Here is a 24,103-nt window from a genome sequence, read left to right as displayed (position 1 = left end):
GGGTCCCACAGCGCTGCGCGCTGTGCAAACGAACACCCGCGCTGCGCACGGGTGTTGCGCTTCCGCTCCGCGGAAGCGCTGCCGGGCCGATGCCGGCCCGTTCAACCGGACTGTTGCACAGTCCGGTTGACGCTCCGTCCGCTGCGCTCCCGGAGCTGCGGGACATTGTCCCGCTCCCGGTCTTCCGCTTCGCTCCAGACCGGGGCGGCAGGTCCGCTGCGCTCCCCTGCCGCTGGGGACTTTCGGCTGCGCCTTCAGTCCTGTGGCCCGCTCGCGCGGGCCAAGCTGGCTACGGGGAGGGTGGTGCTTCGTGGTCGTCGGGGAGGTGGCGCCCCCTCAGGAGCGGGACCAGGGGCGCCGTCTGGCGCTGTGGCCGGCGCCGATGCCTGCCACCTGTAGGGCCAGGGCGGTGAGCCCGAGCAGCATCACGTTCGTCGAGGTGAACGCATCGTTGGTGCCGATGTCCGCCGCGTTGATCAGGAACGCGATGAAGAACAGCACCGCCGCCACTATGCCGAGCATGAGCAATCTCCTTTCGAAGGGTGCTGCTCGTATGCCCCCGCATCGCCGTTGCAAGCCGGCGAGACTGCCTGCGGGCGAGCCGTCACTCTCTCCAGGCTCGTGACGGTCGGATGCAGTGCTTCGTGTGCAGGGCGAAGCGCGATGCCGGTCATCGAGCCGGGGCGGGTCTCAGGGGCCTTGCCGCGGCTGTGGTGTGGCGCGCGGGGTCAGAGATCGCTGTCGATGCCGGTGACGACCGGCGGGCCGAGCGGAGCGTTGGCTTCGGCAATTCCCGCCTCCTCCAGCGCGGCTGAGACGAGCCTTGTGGCGTCCAGTTTGGCCTCGTACCGGTCTGCGGCGTCGACTTCGAGCCGGACAGCGAAGGTGTCGTCCTCGTTCAGTGTGAGGAGGTTCAGGCCTTCGCTCTCACTGACGTCTGTGTGCTGGGGGGCCAGCTTCCGTTCGAGGGTCGATCGGGCGGAGTCGGTGATGCCTGAGGTGAATGTGCCGGGAATGGTGATGACAAAGGTGGCCATGGCGGCTCCTCGCGTGGGACGGAGTGTGGTGTCGTCCTGCTTTCCTCATCCTCCGTGATGAACTGGTCCTGAACGGTCTCTGACGTGCCATCGACTGCTTTGAACAGTGACGTTTTCGCCTTGGCCCGCGTTTCTGGCGCCGGCGGGCAAGGGGGATGCGACCACCCGTGCGCGCATCCGAAACCCAGGTTTCGTGCGGGTCGGGTTCAGGCGCTCGCGTGACGTGAGGTGATGGCCCGTCGGGGTGCGGCGTGGTGCGCAGGCCGGCGACCTGGGGCGGTCTGGAGGCGCCGCAGCCATACGCAGGCCGTGCATAGGAGGCCCGCGAAAACCGCGAGGAGGAGCAGGGAGACCCACATCTGCCGGCTCCCGGGATGCGCCCCTCCCGTCCAGGCCGCGGCTACCGCCCACAACAGGACGCCTGACATGTAGAGGGCACGGACCCGGCGCAGTTGCCGTACGGCCCGCAGGAGGTGTTCGGTCTTCGGTGCCATGCGAGGCCGTGTACCCCGATCCGCTCCATCCACCGGCAGTTCGCCTCGCACTTCTCAGGCCTGGGCTTCCCGGGTCCATGCCTTGGGGGTCCACGGTTTCGCGGGAGGCGGCGGGTCCTCCAGTGCGCTGCGGAGTCTGTCCTTCAGGCTTTTCTGCCGGGCCGGCTCGTCGCCCGGTCGGGCATGCCGGGCCAGGACTGCCGGTATGTAGTGCAGGGCCGCGTCCTCGGCTACTGCTTTGGCTTGTGCCTCGGTGCCATTGATGAGGTGAGTGCCCGCCAGCTTCAGCGGTGCAGCTTCAAGTCGACGCCGTCGGCGCGCTCCGTCACCCTGGTGTCCTCCTGGATGAGGACGTACCACTCAGCTGTCATAACGAGAGCCCATCTACTGCTTCTGGGGCGGGAAGCTTCGAGCTGAGTTGATGCAGTATGTAGAGTTGGAGAAAATACGGCACATGTTAAAGGGCTGATCATCGTCGATTCAGGGCCGAGCCTCGCCTCCTCACAGGTCATGCCCTAAGGGCTGTCCCGTATATGACCTCCGTGCGGTCTCGGCGGCGGTCGCACACGTTGCGAGGCGTTCCGCTGCCCGGCGAGGGTGAGGTTCATGCGGGCGAAGACGTGCTCGACGCGGGCACGGACCCGCTTGTGGGACCGCTTGTGCTCCTCCTTCCAGTCCGGGAGCTCGATCTGGCCGCGTTCGCGACGGTGCGGGATGAGCAGTCCGGTGCCGGGATAACCGCCGTCGGCGATCGTGAGGGTCTTGCCGACGGCGGCCTTGGCACCGGATTCCTCCCATGCCTTGCAGTCGTTGGGTTCCCGGCGAGGGACCGGCCGACCACGACCACCAGGCGGGTGTCGGCGTCGATGACGACCTGGTGATTGGTGGAGTACCGGTAGTTCTTGGACTGTGCGGCAATGGTGTGGTCATGGGTGGGCACCAGGGTGCCGTCGACGATGAGCACGGTGTCCTTGGCGAACCTCTTGCGGGTGCGGGCCTCCACTGACTTCGATACCCCGAACAGCGGTGCGAGCTGCCGCATCGTCAGGTTGGTACGCCCGTACGCCGCGACCAGCAGCGCCCGGTCCTCCAACGGAAGGCTCCACGGAACGACCCCGGCGGGCAGCGTCCGCGCCGTTGTGCAGGTGGCCCACCCAGAACAGGTGCTCGTCCAGAAGGTCGGGCTGGTGGTGGAAGGGACCGCCGTCATAGCCCGGGATCCGAGCTGGAGGTGTCTGCGGGCTGTTCGTCACAGGGGGCATCATGTCCCGAGCCTTAGGGCACGACGTACGGCGCCCCGACGATCCAGCCGCCGCGGACCGGCTCCGGCCACTCCTCGTCGGTCAGCCGGACCTCGTCGCCCTCGGTGACGGTGCCGGGGGAGGCCACCCAGCAGTCCAGCGCGAAGGTGCCGTCGTACAGCCGGTGGATGTCGCGCAGGACGTCGTGGTTCCGCTCGCCCGTGTCCGGGTCGACCGTCGTCATGACGCAGCGGGACCGCAGCTTGAGGACGCCGATGACGGCGTCGCCGATGCGCAGGGTACGGCCGGGCCAGTCGCGTTCGGAGAGGCCGGGGACGCCGCCGATCACCAGGTTGGACCGGAGCCGGCGCGGGTCGTGGCCGAGGGCCTGGGCGGCCCCGTCGGTGATGACGGTCAGGTTGAGGACGTCGAACCTCTCCCGGCCGGCGTAGCGCACCGCCTCCGCGTCGGGGCCGGCCGCGCCGCGGATCAGTTCCGCGGCCTCCGGTCCGTCCCAGGGGTGCCCGTTCACCAGCACCCCGCCGTCCTCGGCCGTGGTCGCCGACAGACCCAGCAGCCGGGAGCGCACCCGTGCGGTCAGCAGGCCGCGGGAGTCCCGGACGTGGACGTGCCGGTCACCGGTCAGGCCGTTGTCGGTGAGTTCGACGCTCTTCAGCCGTTCCCCACGCATGGACTTGACGGGGAACCGCCAGATTTCTCGAAGGTGCACGTGATTCTCTTTCGGGTCCCGGACTGCGCTGTCGGATGGAGCGAACGGGGACGGCGCACCGGACCCTCCGCTTTCGAGGCGTGCGTGTCGTACGCGTCGCGCACGCGGTCATTCTGATGTCGGCCGGTGGCGTGATCCAGTAAGTCCCAGGTCACCCGTGGGCGTCTTCCTGCCATCTCGCGGCTACCCACCTGAGGATCGGCCGGAAACGGGGTAGCTGTCGGACCGGGGCAGCTTCCTCCCGCAGACCTCGTCCGTGAGCGCAGAGTCCCGGGAGGGCGCCCGTCCGCCCGCCGACGGGGGGGTCGAAGGCGTGCCAGAGGTCGCCGGCCTTGCGGACACCTGATGGCGCGGCACCGACTCGCTGATCGCCGTCTACCGCGGCGAAGCCGAAATCATGGAATCACCGCGTTGCCACACCGCCACCATCTACGCCGGACTGGACTCGTGGGGGATCAGAGGACTCGACGACATAGGCACACCCTCGAAAATAACCTCAGCCCCGGCAACCTGAAGTCCGCCCCGGAAAAGGGAACCAGAAATTGCAGGTCATCTCACTCAGGGAACACCAGGTAAATCAGAAATCTGCCTTCCGTGCATGGGTCGGATTCCCTGCAAGGTCATCCGTGCCGCCGTAGGGGTCCTGCGGCACGATCGTGTCAGCGACGCAGCGAGGTGGGCGGGCCGGGCGCTGATTTGCAGGGCCGTCCGGGCGCGCGTCACCCTGATAGTCAAGGGCAGGTGCTGACGTGCACACGAGCGACGAGATCTACCACCGGGTGCTCTGGGACCCGCGCTTCGACCCCGAGCGGTTCGTGATGGGGATCGCCGAGCGCGGGGCCCCGCCGAAGCGGATCCTGCTCGGCGACTTCGTGCCCGGCGGGGAGATCCCCTGGCACCGGGTGGTGTTCTTCGAGGCGGACGGCCAGGTCGTCTGGGACCGCGCCTCCGGCATCGACCGGCTCGACGAGACCCTCGTCGGGCAGGTCGGTCCCGTGCCGGCCCCGGCACCCGGCGACGTCCTCGCCGTCCCGCCGACGAACCGCACCGCCGTCGCCTGGCTGCCGCCGGCGGAGTTGTGGCCGCCGATCCAGCACATTCGCCGCGAACACGACCGACAGATCCGCCGCTGGCCGCCGCACGTCAACGTGCTCTTCGGTTTCGTCCCCGAAGCCGAGTTCGTCCGGGCCCTGCCGCTGGTCGCCGCCGCTCTCGCCGAGACGCCGCCGTTCACCGCCCGCCTGGCGGGCATCCACTGGTTCGGCCACCGCGAGGACGCCACCGTCTGGCTCGACCCCGCCGCGGCCGACCACGAGCCCTGGGCGCGGCTGCGGGAATCCCTGGAGCTCCGCTTCCCTCTCTGCGGATCGCACTCGCACGGCTTCACCCCACACCTGTCCCTCGGCCGGACCACGGACCCACACGCTCTTGCCCGCAAGGCGGAGGCCCTCCTCCACCCCATGACGGCCCGGGTCGACGAGCTGATCCTGCTCTCCCGGCGCGGCGACCAGCCGATGCGGGTCCGGTCCCGTGTCCGGCTCGGCAGCGGCGACGTACGTCACCCGGAGAATCCGGCCCTTCCAGGCAACCATCCGCCGTCACCGCCCGCCTAAGGTCGACTGATGCCCGCGAAAAGGCCCGGCAGAGCATGAAAGAGGAGAAGCCGTTGAGTGATCAACGACTTCCCCAGGAACGATCCTAAGCGTGCGCGAGGACTCGGCGCCGACCTGTGCTCTCCGGGTCCTACGGGCGCCCAGAAGGGGTGGCAGAGCCGTCGGCGCTCGACACCCGAGACCGACAAGTGAGGAGCATGCCGGGGGACTAGTCCGCGGTACAGCCCCAGTAGGCGATCTCGGCTGGTTCGCCATCCCGGTACAGCACTGTGCACCGTCCCATTCCACGGTCGATCGGGTCGAGCAGCCGACGCATCTCGGCTTCCCATTGGTCGTGTGTGGGCCAGCCGTCGGGAGCCCAGCTGCGTATCTCGTCCTCGGTCAAGGGGCGCATCATGGCGAACTCGTCACCTGCATCGGCGTCGATCAGCGCGTAGAAGTCGAGCACCGTGCAGGTACCGCCGGTCAGGATGTACTCCCGCCAGCCCTCGTCCTCCCACAGTTCGACGATTCCCCGTCCCGGAAAGCCGTGATCATCCTTCGCCAGCTCCAGGTGCTGAGCCTGCCGGAACGCCGCCGCCAGATCCTCCTGGTACGGCCCGGTCGCCGTCCACGTGTTGCCACCCACCGCAGAACCTCCCTCGTCGCCGACCCTCGGCCTTCCCGCAAGCTAACCGCCACCACTGACACAGGCAGGCGGTAACACCAGGTGAACCGCTTAGTGGGCCTGTGGTCGGCCCCGGGTACGCGACCTCCGCCAGGTAGGTCGTGGTCTCTTGCTGGGAGAATCGGCTGATTCGAGCGAGACGACCGGCTCACGTCGGCTCCGATGTCCTCCCGAGCGACGGAGGGGAATCCGCAGCGCGTCGTCCCGAGGAGCGCAAGGCAGGAGCCCGGGAGCGCGAGCGCGCCTAGCAGAGACGTTACGAGGTCCAGCCGCCGTACGGCACGGTGATGAGTTCCAGAAGGTGGCCCGCCGGATCCACGAAGTAGACGCCGTGGCCGCCGTCGTTGCGGTTGGTCGCGCCGGGCCGCTTCCGGTGGGGATCGGCGTAGTGCTCGATGCCGTGCTGCCTGATGCGCGTGTACGCCGTGTCGAACTCCTCCTCGGAGACCAGGAAGGCGTAGTGCTGGGGCGTGATCTCGTCCGCGGGAAGGGTGGCGAAGTCCAGCGTGACGCCGTTGTTCAGGTCGACGGCGATGAACGGGCCCCATTCGGCGGTGATCTCAAGGCCGAGCAGGTTCGCGAAGAATTCCGCGGATTCCCGGTTGTCCCGGGCGTGAATGATCAGGTGGTTCAGTTCGACTGGCAAGGAATGCCTCCGAGGGCATGTCCTGACACCTCCATGTCTCACCCGGTCGGTGACCGACACGCGATGTCGCCACTGATTTTAGTCGCCGGAGCCCGCTCGGTCAGCGCGGGCGGCCCTCCGCACCCTGGTCATCGAGGGGTCGTGGGTAGCGTAGTGTTGTACCTACCGACGCGGGGTGGAGCAGCTCGGTAGCTCGCTGGGCTCATAACCCAGAGGTCGCAGGTTCAAATCCTGTCCCCGCTACTGAATGACATGAGGCCCGGATCCTTTGGATCCGGGCCTCATGCGTTTCCGTTTCCTACAGTTCGAACTCCAGGCTCAGGAGGTCGTTGATCTCCACCTCTCGCAGGGAGCCCGCTCGGCGGCCGTCGTCCTGGAAGTAGACCTCCCGGAGGGAGTTCGCCGCGATCTGCTGGAGTTCGTTGTCCGCGGCGCCCTGTTGCTGGGCGTCGAAGAGGCGGGCCGCGTACGGGGGCGGGAGGGCCACCGTGAGATGGCGGATGCGGTCCTGGTCCGTGGTGCCTTCCGGAGCCCCCGTGTAGCCGAAGCGGGCGTGGATGTCGATGACGATGCCGGTGGTCGACGCCGCCTTCCGCCGGGCCCTCGCCTGGATCTGCGGCTGCCACCTGAGCTTCACCTCGCGCTCCAGGCGCGCGGCGAGGTCGGGCCGGGGCTTCTTGATCTGGTCCTTCACGTACCGCTCGACGGTGCGCTGGGAGATTCCGAGCAGCTGGGCGACCTGCCTGGTGCCGCCCAGCTGCCTGACCAGGAACCGCATCCGTGCGCCCGCGCTCTTCGGCACCGGGCGGGTGAACGCCTTGTGCACCGCCTCGTCGAGGCTGTCGTCGAAGTCGCCCATCGCCTACCTACTCCCCGCTGTCGGCATCGGAGACGATGCCGGCCTTGATGTAGCGGGCCAAGTTCAGTTCGGGTGCTTCGTACTGCTCCCGGACTCCCTCGCCCCACAGGACGGTCTGCGTGCCCTCGTGCTTGACCAGGCCCGGGTTGACGCCGAGCTTGAAGCCGCCCGGCAGCGCCTTGCCCTGCCGGTAGGGCAGGAAGTCGAGCGGCGACGTGCCGTCCACGGCGTACACGACGCAGTCGGACAGGATCGCGACAGGGTACTGCCCCGTGAACGCCGCGTGCTTCACGACCTTGCGGTGGAGATTGACGCGGGTGCGGGAGATGACCGCCGCGCGGATGTCCGGCCGCCAGGTGGAGCGGGACAGGGCTCGCCACGGCTCGCCCGGCCGCCAGCCCTCCCCGCGCGGGCGCTCGCGCAGCTTGCCCAGGCCGCCCTTCACCGTCGCCTTGATCGCCGAGACGACGATCGCCAGCTCCGGATCACGCTTCTTGTAGCCGTCCATCGCCTTCAGGAAGTCCTCCGGGCTCGTGTCGGCCCGGACGCCGAGGTCCGCCATCGTGGCGAGGTACGCGTCACGGAGCCTGGCGTACCAGCTGTCCAGGTAGCGGCCGTTGTCGTGGCGGACGTACGCCTCGGTGGGCGCCACCTCGTAGCCGAGCTCGACCGCGTACGCGACGGTGGGCGTCGCGTACCAGGCCGGGCCCGTCGGGCGGTCGCCCTTCGGCGTGAACGGCGACGGCAGGAGGTCGCCGCGGAGGTCCGCCCACTCCTTGCCGACCTTCACCCGCGACAGGTCCACGTGGGAGAGGTCCACCAGCCACGCGCCCGGAAGCTTCGGGTCGAAGACCGGGTTCTTCTCGCGGGTCGGCGCGCCGAGGCCGACGATCAGGCCGTTCGCGCCGGCGGCGAACGCCATGTTCACGTCGAGGCCCACCAGGTGGCTGCGCATGCACTCGTCGTCGGTGAGCGGCCTGGCCCAGTCGTACGCCTCCTCGAAGATCTTCTCGGCCGGCCCGCGGACGTGGAAGCGGGGCAGGTCCTTGAGGAGCGGGTGGCCGTCGATCGCTTCGCACGGCGCCGGGTCGACCGGCTCCTTGCCCAGGCTGCCGGGGTTGTGCTCGGAGTGCCGCTTGCCGTCCGCGTCGGGCTCGGACGCCCGGGTCGGCGGGTGCAGGGCGGTCATCAGCTCCAGGCCGGTCACCGCCGTGGAGCCGCGCGGCGTCATCACCCGGGCCGCGAAGACGCCCAGTACGCGGGCGAGGTCCGCCGGCGGCAGGGAGCCGGCGCCGTCCCAGTGGCGCGGATCGAGCGCGCCCCAGGACGGGATGCACAGCTGGACGCAGGCCCGCTCGGAGCCCGTGGCCGGACGGTAGATCCGCGCCCACGGCCCGAAGCCGCGCTTCGTCAGCTGCCACTGCGCGCGCTTCAGCTGCTTGACGACCTTGTGGGCCTCCGGGATCCGCCCGGCGGTCCGCTCCTCGGGGGTGAGGGACGTCGGCAGGCCGAAGCGGTTCAGCGCCGCCTCAGTGAGGACGAGGAGCGGGTCGGCGTCCTTGCCCGGGCCCGAGAGCCTGGGCTGCCCGAGCCTGCCTTCGCTCAGCGTCCACTCGACCAGGGACGGGAGCGACTTGGCGGGCACCTCCAGGATCAGGCCGCCCTGGCAGTACGCCAGTACCTGGCCTGGGGCGTCGCCGTCGCCGTCGCTGTCGACGTCGATGACCGCGAGTGGGCCGTTCGCGAAGCGGTCGTCCGTGGCGGCGGTGGGGGTGGTGCCACCTGTTGTCCGAGCTCCCGTTGTCCGCGTGCCCGTTGTCCGCGTGCTCCTTGGCGGAGTGCTCGCTGGCGGAGCGCTCGCTGGCGGAGTGCTCGTTGGCGTCGGAGTGGCCGTGGGTCGGGTGGCCGGGGTGGAGTCGGTGGGGGGGTCGGGCTGTTCTTCTTCCTCCACCTCCTCCTTTTCGTCCTCGGCCGGCGCCGGGTACAGCTTGGCCAGGCCGTCCAGGAGGCGTGCGTACGCGTCGCGCTCCGGCGGGCGTGGTTCCGTCCTGCCTGACTCCCAGCTGGTCACCGTGGCCCGGCGTACCTGGAGCGCGGCGGCGACCTCGTCGACCGTCAGGGCATGGGCCTGCCGCAGCCGCTTCCGCTCTTCCGGCGGCGGCAGGGCGGCGCGAGACGCGAGCAGTGCGTCGACCGCATCGAACAACCCGGGCATGAGAGCACCTCCTAGGAGGAGCCTACCCTCGTCGTTTGTACTTTCCGCGCACATGCGCCGCTCATATGGCGTACAAGATGCGTGCTCATCGCGTGCGATCCGCGTACAGCGATATCGTCGTACTCCGCCATCAGCCGATCGGCTGATGGCGCTTCGAGCTCGATGGGCGATGCCCCGGTTCTCTGTGGGACGCGAGCATCTGCGTATGGCAGTCATCGAAGTCAGAGGCCTGCGCAAGGCCTACGGGGGCAGGGCCGTCGTCGACGGTGTCGACTTCGCCGTCGAGGAGGGCGAGATCTTCGGGATCCTCGGCCCCAACGGTGCGGGCAAGACCACCACCGTCGAATGCGTCGAGGGCCTGCGGGTCCCCGACTCCGGCACCGTACGGGTCGCGGGCCTCGACCCGGTCGCCGACCACGACCGGGTCACCCGGCTCCTCGGGGCCCAGCTGCAGGAGAGCGAGCTGCAGGCCAAGCTCACCGTGCAGGATGCGCTGGAGCTCTACAGCGCCTTCTACCGCCAGCCCACCGACTGGCGGCGGCTCGCGCTGCGCCTCGGTCTGACCGACAGCCTCGGCACGCGCTTCGGCCGGCTGAGCGGCGGCCAGAAGCAGCGCCTGTTCATCGCGCTCGCCCTCGTCGGCGACCCCAGGGTCGTCGTTCTCGACGAACTCACCACCGGGCTCGACCCGCGTTCCCGGCGTGACACCTGGCAGCTGATCGAGGAGGTCAGGGACTCGGGTGTCACGGTCCTGCTCGTCACCCACTTCATGGAGGAGGCGCACCGACTCTGCGACCGGATCGCGGTCATCGACAAGGGCCGGGTCGTCGCGCTCGACACCCCGGCGGGAGTGATCGGCCGGGCCGCGAGTTCGACCGTCATCTCGTTCACGCCCTCGAGCCCGCTCGACGAGCGGGAGCTCGCGGAGCTGCCCGGCGTCGCCTCCGTGGTCACCTCCGTAGTCGCTTCCGGACAGGAGGGGGCGGATCGCCGGCTCGTCGTCAACGGCACCGACGAGACCGTCACCGCCGTTCTCTCGCTGCTCGCCAGGCACCGCATCACGGCGGGCCGACTGCGGGTCGTGGACGCCACCTTGGACGAGGCGTTCCTCGACCTCACCGCTCAGGAGGCCTGACGTGTCTGTTCCCACCGCCCCTGCCCCCTCCCCCGGTTCCGTCAGGTCCGGTGCCTCCGCCGCCGTGCTCAGGTCGGAGGCCCGGCTCTTCCGCCGCGAACCCGCCGTGCTCTTCTGGATCATCGCGTTCCCCAGCCTGCTGCTCACGATCCTGGGACTCGTCCCTTCCTTCCGGGAGGCGGACGAGGCGCTCGGCGGCCGCCGGGGGATCGATCTGTACGTCCCCGTGGCCGTGGTCCTGTCGGTGCTCGTGGCGGGCGCGCAGACCATGCCCGGCGTCCTCACCGGCTACCGCGAGCGCGGCATCCTGCGGCGCCTGTCCACCACCCCCGCCAGCCCCAAGTCCCTGCTCGCCGCACAGATCGTGCTGCACGGAGCGGCGATCCTGCTCTCCGTGCTCCTCGCCCTCACGATCGGCAGGCTCGCCTTCGGCGTCGCGCTCCCGGAGCAGCCCGCCGGCTACGTCCTGGCGATCGTCCTCACCGTGCTCGCCGGGCTGGCACTCGGCGCCGCCGTCTCCGCGCTGTCCCGCACCACGAAGATCGCGCAGACCGTCGGCACGATCGCCTTCTTCCCGATGATGTTCACCGCCGGCGTCTACGCTCCCGTACAGGTCATGCCCGAACTGCTCAGGGACATCGTCGGCCTGACGCCGTTCGGTGCCGCGTCGCAGGCACTCGGCCAGGCGGCCGCGGGTGACTGGCCGAGCTGGTCGCACCTCGGGGTCACCGGTCTGTGGGCGGTGCTGCTGGTCGGCGCCGCGGTCCGCTGGTTCCGCTGGGAGTGATCGTGCGGGGCGAGGTCGAGAAGCGTGGGCCGCGGGCGGGCGGACACGGCATCCTTGACGCCATGACGAGCCAGGTACCCACCGCCGAGGAACGGTGGGGGAAGTTCTACCGCTGGGGTCCGTACGGGCTGCTCGCCTTCGCCTCGGCGGTCGGTGCGGGCACCGCGTCCTTCTTCATGACCCGCGGCGAGATGTACGCGGCCGGAGTGCTCGTCGCGGCGGCGTTCGTTCTGCAGGTGTGGTGGGACAGGGCCCGGCGTGGGCTGCCGGGTCGCTCGGGTCGCTCGCTTCCCGGGTGGCTCTACTACGCCGTACGCACCGCAATCGCCTTCGTGCTCACCTGGTTGAACCCGCTCTTCTCCCTCTTCGCGGTGATCGGCTACTTCGACGCCAACCACCTGCTGCCACCGCGCCGGGTCAGAACCGGACTCCTCGTCACCGCCGTCACGATGGCGGGCTCGCAGTCGGGCGGGCTTCCCCCGGCCTCCCCCTCCGCGTGGCTGCTCTTCGGCGTGATCTTCGCCCTCCATGCCGCGCTCGTCCTGATCTTCGGCACCCTCGGCGAGAAGGAGGCCGAGGAGACCCGGGCCAAGGCCGCCACCATGGCCGAACTGGAACGGACCAACGCCCGCCTGGAACAGGCCCTCGCCGAGAACGCCGGGCTCCACACCCAACTCCTGCTCCAGGCGCGCGAGGCGGGAGTCGACGACGAACGGCGCCGGCTCGCCGCCGAGATCCACGACACCCTCGCCCAGGGACTCACCGGAATCATCACCCAGCTCCAGGCGGTCACCGCGGCCGACGATCCGGCCGTCGCCCGCGACCACCTCGAACGTGCCCAGGCCCTGGCCCGGCAGAGCCTCGGGGAGGCCCGCCGCTCGGTGCAGGACCTCGGCCCCGGCGCCCTCGAGCACGACGCGCTGCACGAGGCCCTGAAGAAGACCGTCGCCGAGTGGTCCGTACGGGCGGGCATACGGGCCGAATTCACCGCCACCGGTACCGTCGAGCCCCTGCACGAGGAGATCGAGGCCACGCTCCTGCGGATCGGCCAGGAGGCCCTGGCCAACGCCGCTCGGCACGCCCGCGCCACCCGCGTCGGCGTCACCCTCTCCTACATGGACGGCGAGGTCACCTTGGACGTGCGCGACGACGGCCGCGGCTTCGATCCGTTCGCCCTGCCTCCGCGCGGCGCGTCGGGCGGCTTCGGGCTCGGCGGGATGCGCGCCCGCGCCGAACGCCTCGCCGGGACCGTCGACATCGAGTCCGAGCCGGGGCACGGCACCGCGATCTCCGCCCGCGTACCGTTGGTGCGCCATGACTGACCGGACGATCACCCTTCTCGTCGTCGACGACCATCCCGTCGTACGCGACGGGCTGCGCGGCATGTTCGACTCCGCCCCCGACTTCGAGGTCCTCGGCGAAGCCTCGAACGGCGTCGAGGCGGTGGAGCTGGCCGGCCTCCTCGACCCGGACGTCGTGCTGATGGATCTGCGGATGCCGGGCGGCGGCGGGGTCGACGCCATCGCCGAACTCGCGCGCCGGGGTGCCAGGAGCAAGGTCCTCGTCCTCACCACGTACGACACCGACTCCGACACCCTGCCCGCGATCGAGGCGGGGGCCACCGGCTACCTCCTCAAGGACGCCCCGCGCGAAGACCTCTTCACCGCGGTACGCGCCGCCGCCGAAGGCCGTACGGTCCTCTCCCCCGCCGTCGCGACCCGCCTCGTCTCCCGGGTCCGCGGCCCCTCCGTCACCCGCACCTCCCTGAGCGCCCGCGAGCGCGAAGTCCTCGTGCTGGTCGCCCGGGGCACGGGGAACCGGGAGATCGCCCGCACGCTGTTCATCAGCGAGGCGACGGTCAAGACCCATCTCACGCACCTCTACGCCAAGCTGGGCGTCAGCGACCGCGCGGCCGCGGTGGCCGCGGCGTACGACCGGGGGATCCTGGGCGACGGTCGGCAGGGCTGATCGCGGGGGTTCGGTGCGTGCCGGTCGCTCGGGGGGGGCTTGGGCTGTCGCGTCGTCACGGGCCGCTCTTCATAACCGGGTTATGAAGGCCCCCGCCGGGCCGGGTCTTCATAACGGCGTCATGAAGGGCCTCGCTCGGACGTCCCTCATGGCCGGGTGGTGGAGGTCCTCGCCCTGCCGGTCTTCATAACCCGGTTATGAAGACCCCCGCCCGGGCGGCCCTCATGGCCCGGTAGTGGAGGGACCCGCCCTGGCGGTCTTCATCACCCGGTTATGAACGACACCTGCCCGGGCCTCCCCCACCAGCCGTTGCGGAGGCGCCCTCCCGGTCCGGCTTCATAACGGCGTTATGGAGGTCCCCGGCCGGCTGGTCTTCATAACCCGGTTATGAACCACCGCACCCCGCCGTCCTTCATAACGCCGTTATGAAGGTCCGCGCGGTCATTTCGTCGGTGAACCTACCGTGTTGATGCTTGAAGCGATCTTGGATGTTAGTAAGGTGTCGCGTATGACTCAGCCCTCCCCCGGCGACCGCGAGAAGGTCGTCTCGAAACTTCCCGCCGAGCTGCAACGCGACCTGAAGGTTCGCAGCGCTCAGCACGGCATCGGCATCCAGAACGCCGTCGAAGCCGGCATCACCGCCTGGCGCGGGCTGGGCTCCAACCTGCCCCCCATCGACACCTCCGGCGCCAAGTCCTTCTCCACCTTCCTTCCCGAAGGACAGTGGGACGGCTTCCGCGCCGACTGCGCCGCCCGGGGCGTCTCCATCGTCCAGGGACTCTCCCAGTCCGTCGCCCTGTGGCTCGACAAGAACCCGGCGCCCGCCGTCCTCCGGCCCCGGTACGTCCGACGCATCATCGTCTGCAACCAGAAGGGCGGCGTCGGCAAGACCGCCGTGGCGGCCGGCGTGGGCGAGGCGATGGCCGAGGACTCCGACCAGCTCCACATGGTCCGCATCTCCAAGCACCTCGCCGCCCTCATCGAGGAGACCACCGACGCCTTCGACCACGAGGAGCTCCCCGGCCTCGGACTGAGCGTGCTCCTCATCGACTTCGACCCCCAGGGGCACATGACCAGCCAGCTCGGTCACACGCCCCTCCCCATCGAGGGCGACAGCCTCACGAAGCACATGTCCGGCGAGGCCAAGGGCCGGCTGCAGGACCTCATCGTGCAGGTCGACGACGAGCGGTTCGGCGACCGCCTCCACCTGCTCCCCGCCTGCACCGACGCCTTCCTGCTCGACGTGAAGCTGTCCGGCGTACGCGCCCGGGAGGCCGCCCTCGAGCGCGCCCTCAGCTCCGTGGAACAGGACTACGACGTGATCGTGGTCGACTGCCCGCCGAGCCTCGGCCTCAGCATGGACGCCGCCGCCCACTACGGACGCCGCCGCGACGGAGAAGAGCCCGGCAACTCCGGCATCCTCGTCATCGTCCAGGCCGAGGACAGCTCCGCCGACGCGTACGACCTCCTCACCTCGCAGCTGGAGGACCTCCGTACCGACATGGCCCTCGACCTCGACTACCTCGGCATCGTCGTCAACCAGTACGACGCCCGCCGCGGCTTCATCGCCACGTCGTCGCTGCAGGGCTGGATCGACATAAAGGATCCCCGCGTCGTCGGCGTCATCGGCGACCTCAAGGAACAGAAGGAGGCCGTACGCATGAAGAGGCCGCTCCTCGCCTACGCCCCGCGCTGCGACCAGGCCGTCGGCATGCGCGCACTCGCCAGGGAGATCTCGTGAGCAAGGCCGAACTCCTCGGGGCCGGCAGTTCCTTCCAGCGGGCCCGGCCCGTCAGCGCCCGCCGCGCCGCCATCAACCAGGCGACCAGCGCCCCCACGGAAGGCGTCGCCGCGCCCACCGAGCTGCCTCTCGGCGCGGTCAGCCTGAACCCGGACAACCCCCGGAGCGAACTCGGCGACCTGACCGACCTGGCCAACAGCCTGCGGGACCACGGCCAGAAGACGGCCATCAGCATCATGACCCGCTTCGCCTACCTCCAGGCCCACCCCGGTCGCGAGGCCGACCTCGAACCCGACACCCAGTACGTCGTCATCGACGGGAACTCCCGCCTCGCCGCGTCCCGCGAGGCCGGCCTCGACACGCTCAAGGTCATGCTCGACGACGAGCTCGGAGCCGATCCCGACGCCGTCCTCGAATCCGCGCTCGTCGCCAACATCCATCGCAGGGACCTGGATCCCCTCGACGAGGCCAAGGCCCTTCAGCAGCTCCTCAAGCTGCACGGCACGCAGGAGAAGCTGGCCGAGCGTCTGCACCGGACGCAGGCCTGGGTGTCCCAGCGCCTTGCCCTGCTGAACCTCACGCCCGAGCTTCAGCAGCGACTGAAGGACGGGACGGAGCAGGCCAAGCACCTGCGCAGGGTCGGAAACAAGCGACCGGAGGAGCAGGAGGTCCGGCTCAAGCAGATCAAGGCGCAGGAAGCGGCGGCGAAGGATGCCCAGCGGCGGGTGCTTCAGGACGGCGGCGCGGACGACGGGACGGACGTCCCGGGCCGCGGCTCCGGATATAACCGGGTTATGAAGACGCCGGGCGACGAGCAGGGCGACGGCGGTCCGGGGGGCTCGTCCGCGGCGCCTCTTCATAACCCGGTTATGAAGAGCTCGCTCGACGAGCGGAGTGGCGCCTCGGGAGGCTCGTCGGCGGGGCCCCTTCATAACCCGGTTATGAAGACCGCTGCCCAGGCCGTTCCCGAGCCTCGGGAGAACCCCGTCGGTCCCGGGCGGGCCGCGGGTGGTTCCCCCGAGTCGTCGTTGCAGGTGGGGCTGCGGATTCCCTGGCACGACGGTGAGGCCGTCGCCGATCTCCTGCTGCGCAGGATGGACCGGGAGCAGCAGTCGATCCTCCTCGCGCGCCTCCGTGCCGTGCACGACGCCGCGTCCTAGCCGCCTGCGCGGATCAGGCCCGTCTCGTAGGCGAGGATCACCAGTTGGGCGCGGTCGCGGACGCCGAGTTTCGCGATCGCGCGGGTGACGTGGGTCTTGGCGGTGAGCGGGCTGATGAAGAGCTGTGCGGCGATCTGGGCGTTGGACAGGCCGGTCGCGATCAGGCGGGTCACCTCGCGTTCCCGGGCGGTGAGCACCGCGAGCCGTTCGGCGGTGTCGCCGGGGGGCGCCGGGCGGTGCGCGAACTGCTCGATGACCCGACGGGTCGCGCCCGGTGAGAGCAGGGCGTCGCCGGCCGCCACCGACCGGACGGCCTGGCGCAGTCCGTCCGGTTCGATCTCCTTGGTGAGGAAGCCGCTCGCGCCGGCGCTCAGGGCCGCGAAGACGTACTCGTCGGTCTCGAAGGTGGTGAGGACGATGACCCGGCAGCCCGTCAGGCCGGGGTCCTCGGTGATCGTGCGGGTGGCGGTGAGGCCGTCCGTGCCGGGCATGCGGATGTCCATGAGGACGACGTCGGGGCGTACGGTCCTGGCCGTACGGACGGCTTCGTCGCCCGTGCCCGCCTCGCCGACGACCTCGATGTCCTCGGCGCGGGCGAGGAGGCTGCTGAATCCGGCCCGTACCAGGGCCTGGTCGTCGGCGAGGAGCACCTTGATCGTCATGCCGGGAAGCCTGGCACAGGGATGACGGCCCGTACGACCCATCCGTACCCCTCGTCGAGCGGTCCGGCGGAGAAGTCTCCGCCGAGCGCGCGGACCCGCTCTCCCATCCCGCGCACCCCGTGTCCGGCCGTCCCCGGTGTCACCGGCGGGGTCCGGCCGTCGTCGGTGACGCTCACCTCCACCCGCCCGGCGCCGTACCGGACGGACACGTCGGCACGTGACGCCCCGGCATGGCGGACCGTGTTGGTGAGGGACTCCTGAACGATCCGGTGGACGGCGAGGGAAACCGGTGCGGGGACGGCGCCGAGGTCGCCGGACGTCTCCCACCGGATGTCCAGCTCCGTCGACCGCATCCGGTCGACGAGCGCGGCGACCTCGTGGACTCCCGCCGCCGGCTCTTCCGGCGCGTCCCCCGGTGCGCGCAGCACGTGGACGAGCGCGCGGAGGTCCCGTACGGCCTCGGTGCGGACCCGCTGGGCGTCGGCGAGCGCGGCCCGTGCCTCCTGCGGTGAGTCGTCCAGTGCCTCGGCCGCGACCCGGAGTTGGATCCCGACGACGGTGAGGGTGTGCCCGACGACGTCGTGCAGTTCGCGGGCGATGTCGAGACGGGCTTCCGCGATCCGCCGGCCGGCTTCCAGGTCCCGTTCCCGCGCGGCCCGCAGCAGGCGTTCGTCGAGTTCGGCGCGCCAGCGGAGGCGGTTGCGGTAGGCGGTCGCGGCGGCGAGGAGCACCGCCAGCCACAGCGCCTCGGTGCCCAGGGAGCCGAGGACCTCGCGCGGGGGAGTGCCGCCGACCGTCATCTCCCAGTCCGCGGCGTAGGCGAGTTCCGTCAGGCCGATCCCGGCCGCCCACGGGAGGCCGGGGCGTCGTCCGGGGCGGTCGTCGGCGGCCAGGGTGGCGTACGCGGCCGAGACCGGCCACACCCAGCCGGCGTCGGTGAGTCCGGAGGTACGGAACACGAGGACCGCCAGCACGCTCAGCAGCAGCACGGCGAGCGGCCACCGGCGGCGTGCCAGGAGGAGCAGGCCCAGCCACAGGGCGAGCGGCAGCGCTCCGGCGACGTCCAGTCGGCCGCCGAGCCGGGCGGTGCCTGCCAGGACGGCGACGGCGGTGAGGGCCGCGAGGAGCCAGTCGACGGGCCGGACCGTGCCGGGGTCGGCAGCGGCAGCGGCGGGGACGGGGACGGGGACAGCAGCGGCAGGGGCGGCAGCGGCGGGTCGGTCCATGCGGCGATCATGCACGGCGGGCCCGCCTCTGCTCCCCGCGGGGGCTCGTCGCCGCCGCGGCGAGCGCGACCCATGCGACGTCGGCGGCGATCACCAGGCGTTCGACGAGGCCGACGAGTGTGGGAGCGCCGCCCAGTCCCAGCGACGGGCCGCCGTCCATCACGTCGACCAGGAAGACGGCGAGCGCCGCCGTGGCCGTGACCGAGACCGCGGTGAGGGTGGTCAGGGCCGTACGCAGGTCCGGCCGCCGGGCGGCGAGGGTCCCGTGGAGCAGTACGGCGGCGGTCGGCAGGGCGGCGAAGGCGAGGAAGGCGGCGTTGCCGTGGACGAGTTCGGCGGGGGAGGGGCGGCTCCAGTGGCCGGGCGGGTCCGCCGGGAAGAGGGCGGCGATCAGGATGCCGGCCGTCCATACGAGGAGCGCCGCCCTGCCCGTACGCCGGAACCCTGCGCCGAGCCGTATCGCGAGGACGGCGGAGGCGGTGCCGACGGCCAGCAGTCCCGCCGGGAGCAGCCAGCCGGCCCTGCCGTGTACGTACCGGCTGAGGGTCTCGCTCACCAGGTCGTACGCCGGGTTCAGCATCTCCAGCGCGGCCAGTGCGAGCGCCCCGGTGGCGAGCAGGGTGAGCGGGGCCAGCTTGGTGCGCTTGGTGAGCGGGGTCCGTGGTCTCGCTGCCGGGGCCGTGTTCGTCACCGTCATGTCGTCCTCCTCCGTGTCCTTGCGGTGGTCCAGAACCTACGGAGGGCGGGGGAGTGGTCGCGTCGACCCGATGCAGACATCCGGCCGTACACCGGATGGCGTCCTCCGGCCGGCCGGCTGCACCGTTCGGTGTACGGGCCCGGGGACCGCCCGTACAGCGCGCTTCTGTGCGGCCATGGTCAGTCGCGCACCGACGGGGTTGGGCGGCAGGGCGCGGAGGCCGGGGCCTTCAGGACGGCGGCGCGGACCACGGGACGGACGTCCCGGGCGGCGGCTCTGGATATAACCCGGTTATGAAGAGCCTCGGCGACGGGCGAGGCGACGACGGTCCGAGGGGCTCGTCGGCGGGGACCTTTCATAACCCGGTTATAAAGAGCTCGCTCCACGGGCGGAGTGACGCTCCGGGAGACTCGGTACCGGTCTTCATAACCGGGTTATGAAGACCGGTACCGGGAGCGGCCTGCCGGGCGCGTGGCCCCGCTCGCCGTGGCGGGCACGGCGAGCGGGGCGGCGGCGGTGGTCGGTGGCCCGGAGCTATGAGACGGCCGGCACCGAGTCCTCGAAGGTGGTGCCCGCCGAGCGGTACGCGCCGATCTTGGCCGCCACCTGTGCCGGGGTCAGCACCTGGTCCTTGACGTGCAGGACGTAGTCCACCTTCTGGTCGTAGGCGCGCGGGGTCGTCGAGGTCTGGCCGGCCAGGTCGATCAGCCACTGGTTGAAGTTGATGGACATGGGCCGCTCGGGCAGGTACCGGGCGTCGTGGCGGCCGAACTCCTGGCCGTCGACGTAGTAGACGATCGTGTTGTCGTCGATGGTCAGGACGAGGTCGTGCCAGCCTGCGTAGCTCGCCCGGACCTCCGAGTGCTGGTTGACGGCCTCCCAGGGATCGGGCCGGTACGTCTCCCACGAAGTCGTGTAGAGGATGTTGGCGGGCTCGCCCCAGCCGCCGTTGGGCAGGTACTCGAAGTCGTACTCGGCGTAGTCGTCCGCCATCGGGGCCTTGAGGTCGTTGATGGTGAAGAAGGTCTGGACGACGCGGTCGCCGTCCGGCCCGGACAGCGGCGCGTCGGAGAAGCGCACGCGCGCCGCGTACGTGCCGTTCTTGAACTTGCTGGCACGGGTGAGGATCTCGGTGTGCTTGGTCGATTCGCCCGTCCCGGCGGTCGAACTCCTCAGGTTCATGATGGAGTTCGTGCCCTCCTTGGCGAAGGTGACGTTCTCCGGGGCCCAGGTGGCACCCGGCACTCCGGGGCCGCCGGAGTTGGACCGCACGCTCCAGCCGTGGGTCGCGATGGCCGGGTCCGTGTGACCGGTGTAGTCGAAGTCGTCGAAGAGCGTGGCTCCCGTGGGCGGGGGAGTGGTCGGATCGGTCGGCGTCGGCGTGGGTTCGTTGCCCGCGGGGGCCGTCCCCCAGACCTGGACGCCGCCGACGGTCGCGGTGACCTTCGACCAGTTGGCGTACGTGGTCTGGGCCTGCCCGAAGGAGTAGTCGTCGTTCTGGTTCAGCGGCTGCCAGTTGGAGCGGTGGAAGCGCAGCTGCATGTCGCCGGTGTCCGCGCCGGGCGCGAGGGAGCCGGCGCCGGCGGTGAAGCCGACCTCCAGATAGCGGTCTGCGGTCGCGGTCGGGGTGGCCGGCGTCCCGAAGGTGCCGGTCAGGTTCGCGCAGCCCTTCACGGCCCAGGAGCAGGCGTAGGTGTACGAGGCTCCCGCGTCGGCCTTGAAGTAGTACCGCACCTTCACCTGGCTCAACGGCACGCTCGACGTGCCGGTGTTGACCACCTTGAACCAGGGCTCGACCTGGTCGCTGCCGGTCGCGCTCTGCCGGTACTGGACGGTGAGGGCCTCGCCGGCCGCGGCCGCCGGCAGCGCGGTGAGCGCGGTGGCACCGAGCCCGGTCACCGCGGCCACGGCGAGGGCGGCGCGGATCCGCAGACCGCCCGCGGTCTTCTTCGTGGGGTCGTTCATGGTGGTGGTTCCTCTCCTCAGGTGGGGACTGATGTGGGCGAGAGACGGCGCGGCACCCCGAGGGCGTCGAGCCGGGTCCTGTGGTGGCTGAGGCGTTCCTGGAAACCGGGCCAGTCGTGGCGGCCGGTCCAGACGACCTCGGCGAGGGCGCAGAGCCGGGGGAACGTCAGGTACTCGGCGTGCGCGGCGGTGGGCACGTACTCGGTCCAGAGCTGGACCTGGGAGCCGAGCACCCGGGCCGACTCCTCGGGGCTCCAGTCCGCCGGCGCCGGATCGTTGCCGTGCACCGCGTGGAGGTCCACGACCTCCCCCGCCTGACCGGGCGGCTCTGCGGGACTGGCGGACTGGGGGTAGTCGAGGTACGTGGTGCGGTGGGGTGCCATGACGACGCGGTGTCCGCGCCGGACGGCGACCCGGCCGTGGTCGGAGTCGCGCCAGGGCATGACGGTGAAGTACGGCGGGAGGTCGGCGCCGTTCTCGGTCCAGCCGAGCGGCTGCCGACCGGCGTCGAGGAGGTGCCGTCCGATCCGCTCCATGAACCAGCCGTGCAACGCGTCGGGGCCCGCGAGTCCCTCGTCGGCGGCCCGTCGCCGCGCCGCCGGAGAGGTGTGCCACTCGGTGGTGGGGCACTCCTCGCCGCCGATGTGGACGTACGAGGAGGGGAAGACGTCCATGACCTCGTCCAGGACCGTGCGGCAGAAGTCGAGGGCCTCGTCGTGGACACCGAGGATGTTCTCGCAGACGCCCCACCGGTCCCAGACGTCATAGGTGCGACCCGGGTGGTTGCCGAGCTCCGGGTAGGCGGCGAGGGCGGCCCGGACATGGCCGGGCATCTCGATCTCGGGCACGACGGTGATGCCGCGCTCCGCCGCGTACGCGACCAGTCCGGTGAGGTCGGCGCGGGTGTAGGCACCCCCGTGCGGCACCCCGCCCATCTCGGTGAGCCGGGGGAGTGCGGCGACCGGCATGCGCCAGCCCTGGTCGTCGGTGAGGTGGAGGTGGAGGACGTTGAGCTTGTGGAGGGCGAGCAGGTCGACGTACCGGCGCAGGTAGGAGACGGGGCGGAAGCGGCGGGCCACGTCGAGCATCGAGCCGCGCCAGGGGAAGCGCGGGGTGTCGGTGATCTGCACGCAGGGCACGGACCACACGACGCCGGGCGCGGGCTCGCCGCCGAAGGCGTCCACGGGCAGGAGCTGGCGCAGCGTCTGGACCCCGGCGAGGAGCCCGCCGGGGCGGGCGGCCCGCAGCAGGATGCCCTCCGTGCCGACGGTGAGGCCGTACCCCTCCTCGCCGAGACCGGTGAGCGCGCTGTCGAGGGCGAGCACGACGGAGCCGTCCGGGCGGGCGGGCAGCGGCAGGCCGGTGGCCGGCCCGAGCAGGGTGCGCAGCAGCCGGGCGGCGGCGTCGGCGCCGGGTGTGACCTTCAGCGCGGTCGTCGTGTCGAAGGTGAACCGGCCTGGCAGCCGCGAGAGATGGGTGGGATCGGGGACGAGTCGGGGCAGGGGCATCGAGGTGCGTTATCCCTTCACGGCTCCGCCGGTCATTCCGGCGGCGACCCGGCCCTGCAGGACCAGGAAGAGGACGAGGACGGGCAGGGCGAACAGCGTGGAGGCGGCCATGGTGGCGCCCCAGTCGGTGCCGAAGACGTTCGAGAAGGACGAGAGCCAGACGGGCAGGGTGCGGTCGTCCTGGTTCTTGATGATCAACATGTTGGCGAAGGCGAACTCGTTCCAGGCGGTGATGAATCCGAAGAGCGAGGTCGCGAGCAGCCCGGGGGCGAGCAGGGGGAGCGTCACGCGGCGGAAGGCGACGGCGCGGGTGCAGCCGTCGACCTGCGCGGCCTCCTCCAGCTCGGCCGGGACGGCGGTCAGGAAGGAGCGGAGGGTGACGATGGTGAAGGGCAGCGTGATCATGAAGTAGACGAGGCTCAGGGTCGCCAGCCGGTCGAGCAGGTCGGCGTCCCGGGCGATGACGTACATCGGGATCAGAAGCGCTTCCCAGGGCGCCACTTGTGCGAGGAACACCATCAGGATGAAGCCCCGTCGGCCGCGCCAGCGCATCCGGGCGACGGCGAAGGCCGCGGCGAGCGCCACGACCAGCGCGAGCAGCACGCACCCGGCGGTCACGAGCAGGCTGTTGCGCCAGAAGATCCAGAAGCCGTCCGCTGCCATGGCCTTCCCGAAGTGCTCCAGGGTGACGGACACGGGGAGGAACCGGGGGGTCTCGGACTGGATGTCGCGGGTGGGCCGGAAGGCGGTGAGGAGCATCCAGTACACCGGGAAGACGGCCAGGACGAAGACGAGAGCCGCCGCCGTGTTCAGGGGGAGTCGGCGCAGGGCGCGCGGGGTCACCGGTCGGCCTCCTGTCGGAGCAGCTGGCGGAAGTAGGCGATCAGCACCGCCACGAGGAGGAGGACGGTGAGCGTGGACACGGCAGCCCCGAGGTCGTAGCGGTGCAGGGACTGGGCGACCCGGTAGGCGTAGACGGGCAGGGTGGTCGTCGCCTCGCCCGGACCGCCCTTGGTGACGGCCCAGATCTGGGCGAAGCAGCGGAAGACCCAGATGACTTCCAGGCAGAGGACGAGACCGAAGATCGGCCGGAGGATCGGCAGGGTGATCGAGCGGAAGATCCGCCGGCTGCCGGCGCCGTCGAGACGGGCCGACTCGTACAGCTCGGCGGGGACGGTCAGCAGCGCCGAGTGCAGGGTGATCGCGGCGAAGGGGACCGACTGCCAGACCACGAGCAGGACGAGGACGGTGAAGGCGGCAGGGCCGTCGGCCAGCCACGAGTACCCCTCGAAGGACTCGAAACCGAGCCGGACGAGCAGCCAGTTGACCACGCCCAGGCGGGAGGCGAAGAGCCATTGGAAGACGGTGGTGGTGGCGATGACGGGGCTCGCCCACGCGAGGACGAGGCCGCTCGTCACCAGGATCCGCATCCACCGGCCGAGCCTCAGCATCATCAGGGCGACCAGTGTGCCGATCACCATGATCAGGACGACGTTGACAACGGTCCACCAGAGGGTGCGGTGCACGACCTCCCAGAACTCGGGGTCGGAGAGGACGGTCGTGTAGTTGCGGAGGCCGACGAAGGGGGCGTCGCCGCGGATGAGTTCGCCCAGGCCGTACCGCTGGAAGGAGATCAGCAGGTTGCGGACGAGGGGGTAGCCGAGGAGGAGGACGCCGCCGAGGACAGTGGGGGCGACGAGGAAGTACGGCCAGAGGGCCTGCCGGTGGGGGAGGCGGGGGAGGTAGGGGAGG

21 protein-coding genes, 1 tRNA gene and 1 pseudogene are annotated in these 24,103 nt (G+C 70.7%); 8 read left to right on the top strand and 15 right to left on the bottom strand.

Annotation, left to right across the window (positions count from 1 at the left end; translation table 11 throughout):
• Positions 1-336: 336 nt before the first annotated feature.
• From IO20_RS0132255 to IO20_RS0132235, 4 genes and pseudogenes are all read right to left on the bottom strand, one after another.
• A complete protein-coding gene (locus IO20_RS0132255; RefSeq protein WP_030556240.1) occupies positions 337-522 on the bottom strand; it encodes a hypothetical protein in 186 nt (61 codons plus the stop codon).
• A gap of 206 nt (positions 523-728) precedes the next feature.
• Complete coding sequence (locus IO20_RS0132250) at positions 729-1,037, bottom strand: hypothetical protein (protein ID WP_030556241.1); 309 nt, start codon at positions 1,035-1,037, stop codon at positions 729-731.
• Positions 1,038-2,136: 1,099 nt separating this feature from the next.
• Positions 2,137-2,667: pseudogene (locus IO20_RS39185) on the bottom strand (transposase); the annotation flags it as partial.
• 139 nt (positions 2,668-2,806) lie between these two features.
• Positions 2,807-3,502, bottom strand: coding sequence for an MOSC domain-containing protein (locus tag IO20_RS0132235; RefSeq protein WP_030556245.1), 696 nt, complete (start codon positions 3,500-3,502; stop codon positions 2,807-2,809).
• Between the two features lie 749 nt (positions 3,503-4,251).
• Between IO20_RS0132235 and IO20_RS0132230 the strand changes: the two genes are divergently transcribed.
• Complete coding sequence (locus tag IO20_RS0132230; protein ID WP_037636804.1) at positions 4,252-5,115, top strand: RNA repair domain-containing protein; 864 nt, start codon at positions 4,252-4,254, stop codon at positions 5,113-5,115.
• 208 nt (positions 5,116-5,323) lie between these two features.
• Here IO20_RS0132230 and IO20_RS0132225 read toward each other — a convergent pair whose 3' ends face one another.
• Together IO20_RS0132225 and IO20_RS0132220 are read right to left on the bottom strand one after the other, a co-directional pair.
• Positions 5,324-5,743: a hypothetical protein gene (locus IO20_RS0132225; protein WP_030556249.1), complete on the bottom strand. Its 420-nt coding sequence runs from the start codon at positions 5,741-5,743 to the stop codon at positions 5,324-5,326.
• 295 nt (positions 5,744-6,038) lie between these two features.
• On the bottom strand, positions 6,039-6,428 hold the full coding sequence (locus tag IO20_RS0132220; RefSeq protein ID WP_030556251.1) for a VOC family protein: 390 nt from the start codon (positions 6,426-6,428) through the stop codon (positions 6,039-6,041).
• Positions 6,429-6,597: 169 nt separating this feature from the next.
• Here IO20_RS0132220 and IO20_RS0132215 point away from each other — a divergent pair.
• Positions 6,598-6,671 (top strand) — tRNA-Met (locus tag IO20_RS0132215).
• 55 nt (positions 6,672-6,726) lie between these two features.
• Here IO20_RS0132215 and tpg read toward each other — a convergent pair.
• Both tpg and tap read right to left on the bottom strand, forming a co-directional pair.
• Positions 6,727-7,287: a telomere-protecting terminal protein Tpg gene (tpg, locus tag IO20_RS0132210; RefSeq protein ID WP_030556253.1), complete on the bottom strand. Its 561-nt coding sequence runs from the start codon at positions 7,285-7,287 to the stop codon at positions 6,727-6,729.
• 7 nt (positions 7,288-7,294) lie between these two features.
• On the bottom strand, positions 7,295-9,502 hold the full coding sequence (tap, locus tag IO20_RS0132205; protein WP_030556255.1) for a telomere-associated protein Tap: 2,208 nt from the start codon (positions 9,500-9,502) through the stop codon (positions 7,295-7,297).
• Positions 9,503-9,707: 205 nt separating this feature from the next.
• Between tap and IO20_RS0132200 the strand changes: the two genes are divergently transcribed.
• The 6 genes from IO20_RS0132200 (at position 9,708) to IO20_RS39180 (ending at position 16,293) form a co-directional block, all read left to right on the top strand.
• A complete protein-coding gene (locus IO20_RS0132200) occupies positions 9,708-10,637 on the top strand; it encodes an ABC transporter ATP-binding protein (RefSeq protein ID WP_030556256.1) in 930 nt (309 codons plus the stop codon).
• Position 10,638: 1 nt separating this feature from the next.
• Positions 10,639-11,424 carry an ABC transporter permease gene (locus IO20_RS0132195; RefSeq protein WP_030556258.1) on the top strand — a complete coding sequence of 262 codons (786 nt, stop codon included), beginning with the start codon at positions 10,639-10,641 and terminating at the stop codon, positions 11,422-11,424.
• A 62-nt stretch (positions 11,425-11,486) separates the two neighbouring features.
• The gene (locus IO20_RS0132190; RefSeq protein ID WP_030556260.1) at positions 11,487-12,746 is read left to right on the top strand and encodes a sensor histidine kinase; all 1,260 of its coding nucleotides are present in this window, start codon (positions 11,487-11,489) and stop codon (positions 12,744-12,746) included.
• The gene (locus IO20_RS0132185; protein WP_030556261.1) at positions 12,739-13,392 is read left to right on the top strand and encodes a response regulator; all 654 of its coding nucleotides are present in this window, start codon (positions 12,739-12,741) and stop codon (positions 13,390-13,392) included. Before IO20_RS0132190 ends, IO20_RS0132185 begins: the two co-directional genes overlap by 8 nt.
• A 508-nt stretch (positions 13,393-13,900) precedes the next feature.
• Complete coding sequence (locus tag IO20_RS0132180; protein ID WP_030556263.1) at positions 13,901-15,133, top strand: ParA family protein; 1,233 nt, start codon at positions 13,901-13,903, stop codon at positions 15,131-15,133.
• Positions 15,130-16,293 (top strand): ParB/RepB/Spo0J family partition protein, encoded by a 1,164-nt coding sequence (locus IO20_RS39180; protein ID WP_078946266.1) that lies wholly within the window; start codon positions 15,130-15,132, stop codon positions 16,291-16,293. Before IO20_RS0132180 ends, IO20_RS39180 begins: the two co-directional genes overlap by 4 nt.
• Here IO20_RS39180 and IO20_RS0132170 read toward each other — a convergent pair.
• From IO20_RS0132170 to IO20_RS0132140, 7 genes are all read right to left on the bottom strand, one after another.
• On the bottom strand, positions 16,290-16,955 hold the full coding sequence (locus tag IO20_RS0132170; RefSeq protein ID WP_030556268.1) for a response regulator transcription factor: 666 nt from the start codon (positions 16,953-16,955) through the stop codon (positions 16,290-16,292). The genes IO20_RS39180 and IO20_RS0132170 overlap by 4 nt on opposite strands.
• Positions 16,952-18,181, bottom strand: a complete 1,230-nt coding sequence (locus IO20_RS0132165; RefSeq protein WP_051875039.1) for a sensor histidine kinase — start codon at positions 18,179-18,181, stop codon at positions 16,952-16,954. The genes IO20_RS0132170 and IO20_RS0132165 overlap by 4 nt, the downstream gene beginning before the upstream one ends.
• A gap of 7 nt (positions 18,182-18,188) precedes the next feature.
• Positions 18,189-18,878 carry a DUF998 domain-containing protein gene (locus tag IO20_RS37875; RefSeq protein ID WP_051875042.1) on the bottom strand — a complete coding sequence of 230 codons (690 nt, stop codon included), beginning with the start codon at positions 18,876-18,878 and terminating at the stop codon, positions 18,189-18,191.
• 534 nt (positions 18,879-19,412) lie between these two features.
• A complete protein-coding gene (locus IO20_RS0132155; protein WP_030556273.1) occupies positions 19,413-20,843 on the bottom strand; it encodes a cellulose binding domain-containing protein in 1,431 nt (476 codons plus the stop codon).
• A 17-nt stretch (positions 20,844-20,860) separates the two neighbouring features.
• Positions 20,861-22,351, bottom strand: a complete 1,491-nt coding sequence (locus IO20_RS0132150) for a beta-N-acetylhexosaminidase (RefSeq protein WP_030556275.1) — start codon at positions 22,349-22,351, stop codon at positions 20,861-20,863.
• Positions 22,352-22,360: 9 nt separating this feature from the next.
• Entirely contained in the window at positions 22,361-23,194 is an 834-nt protein-coding gene (locus IO20_RS0132145; RefSeq protein ID WP_030556277.1) for a carbohydrate ABC transporter permease, read from the bottom strand.
• A partial coding sequence (locus IO20_RS0132140) for a carbohydrate ABC transporter permease (RefSeq protein WP_031127772.1) occupies positions 23,191-24,103 on the bottom strand: 913 nt, incomplete at its 5' end. The genes IO20_RS0132145 and IO20_RS0132140, both read right to left, overlap by 4 nt.

The sequence above is a fragment of the Streptomyces exfoliatus genome, from assembly GCF_000725545.1.
In the GTDB taxonomy this organism is placed as follows: domain Bacteria; phylum Actinomycetota; class Actinomycetes; order Streptomycetales; family Streptomycetaceae; genus Streptomyces; species Streptomyces exfoliatus.
The sequence above is the reverse complement of the archived record's forward strand: the minus strand, read 5'-3'. Positions and strand labels throughout refer to the sequence as shown.

Coding starts and splice junctions, on each gene's coding strand:
- IO20_RS0132255 (WP_030556240.1), bottom strand. CDS start 522: ATGCTCGGCATAGTGGCGGCGGTGCTGTTCTTCATCGCGTTCCTGATC.
- IO20_RS0132250 (WP_030556241.1), bottom strand. CDS start 1,037: ATGGCCACCTTTGTCATCACCATTCCCGGCACATTCACCTCAGGCATC.
- tpg (WP_030556253.1), bottom strand. CDS start 7,287: ATGGGCGACTTCGACGACAGCCTCGACGAGGCGGTGCACAAGGCGTTC.
- tap (WP_030556255.1), bottom strand. CDS start 9,502: ATGCCCGGGTTGTTCGATGCGGTCGACGCACTGCTCGCGTCTCGCGCC.
- IO20_RS0132200 (WP_030556256.1), top strand. CDS start 9,708: ATGGCAGTCATCGAAGTCAGAGGCCTGCGCAAGGCCTACGGGGGCAGG.
- IO20_RS0132190 (WP_030556260.1), top strand. CDS start 11,487: ATGACGAGCCAGGTACCCACCGCCGAGGAACGGTGGGGGAAGTTCTAC.
- IO20_RS0132185 (WP_030556261.1), top strand. CDS start 12,739: ATGACTGACCGGACGATCACCCTTCTCGTCGTCGACGACCATCCCGTC.
- IO20_RS0132180 (WP_030556263.1), top strand. CDS start 13,901: ATGACTCAGCCCTCCCCCGGCGACCGCGAGAAGGTCGTCTCGAAACTT.
- IO20_RS0132170 (WP_030556268.1), bottom strand. CDS start 16,955: ATGACGATCAAGGTGCTCCTCGCCGACGACCAGGCCCTGGTACGGGCC.
- IO20_RS0132165 (WP_051875039.1), bottom strand. CDS start 18,181: ATGGACCGACCCGCCGCTGCCGCCCCTGCCGCTGCTGTCCCCGTCCCC.
- IO20_RS37875 (WP_051875042.1), bottom strand. CDS start 18,878: ATGACGGTGACGAACACGGCCCCGGCAGCGAGACCACGGACCCCGCTC.
- IO20_RS0132155 (WP_030556273.1), bottom strand. CDS start 20,843: ATGAACGACCCCACGAAGAAGACCGCGGGCGGTCTGCGGATCCGCGCC.
- IO20_RS0132150 (WP_030556275.1), bottom strand. CDS start 22,351: ATGCCCCTGCCCCGACTCGTCCCCGATCCCACCCATCTCTCGCGGCTG.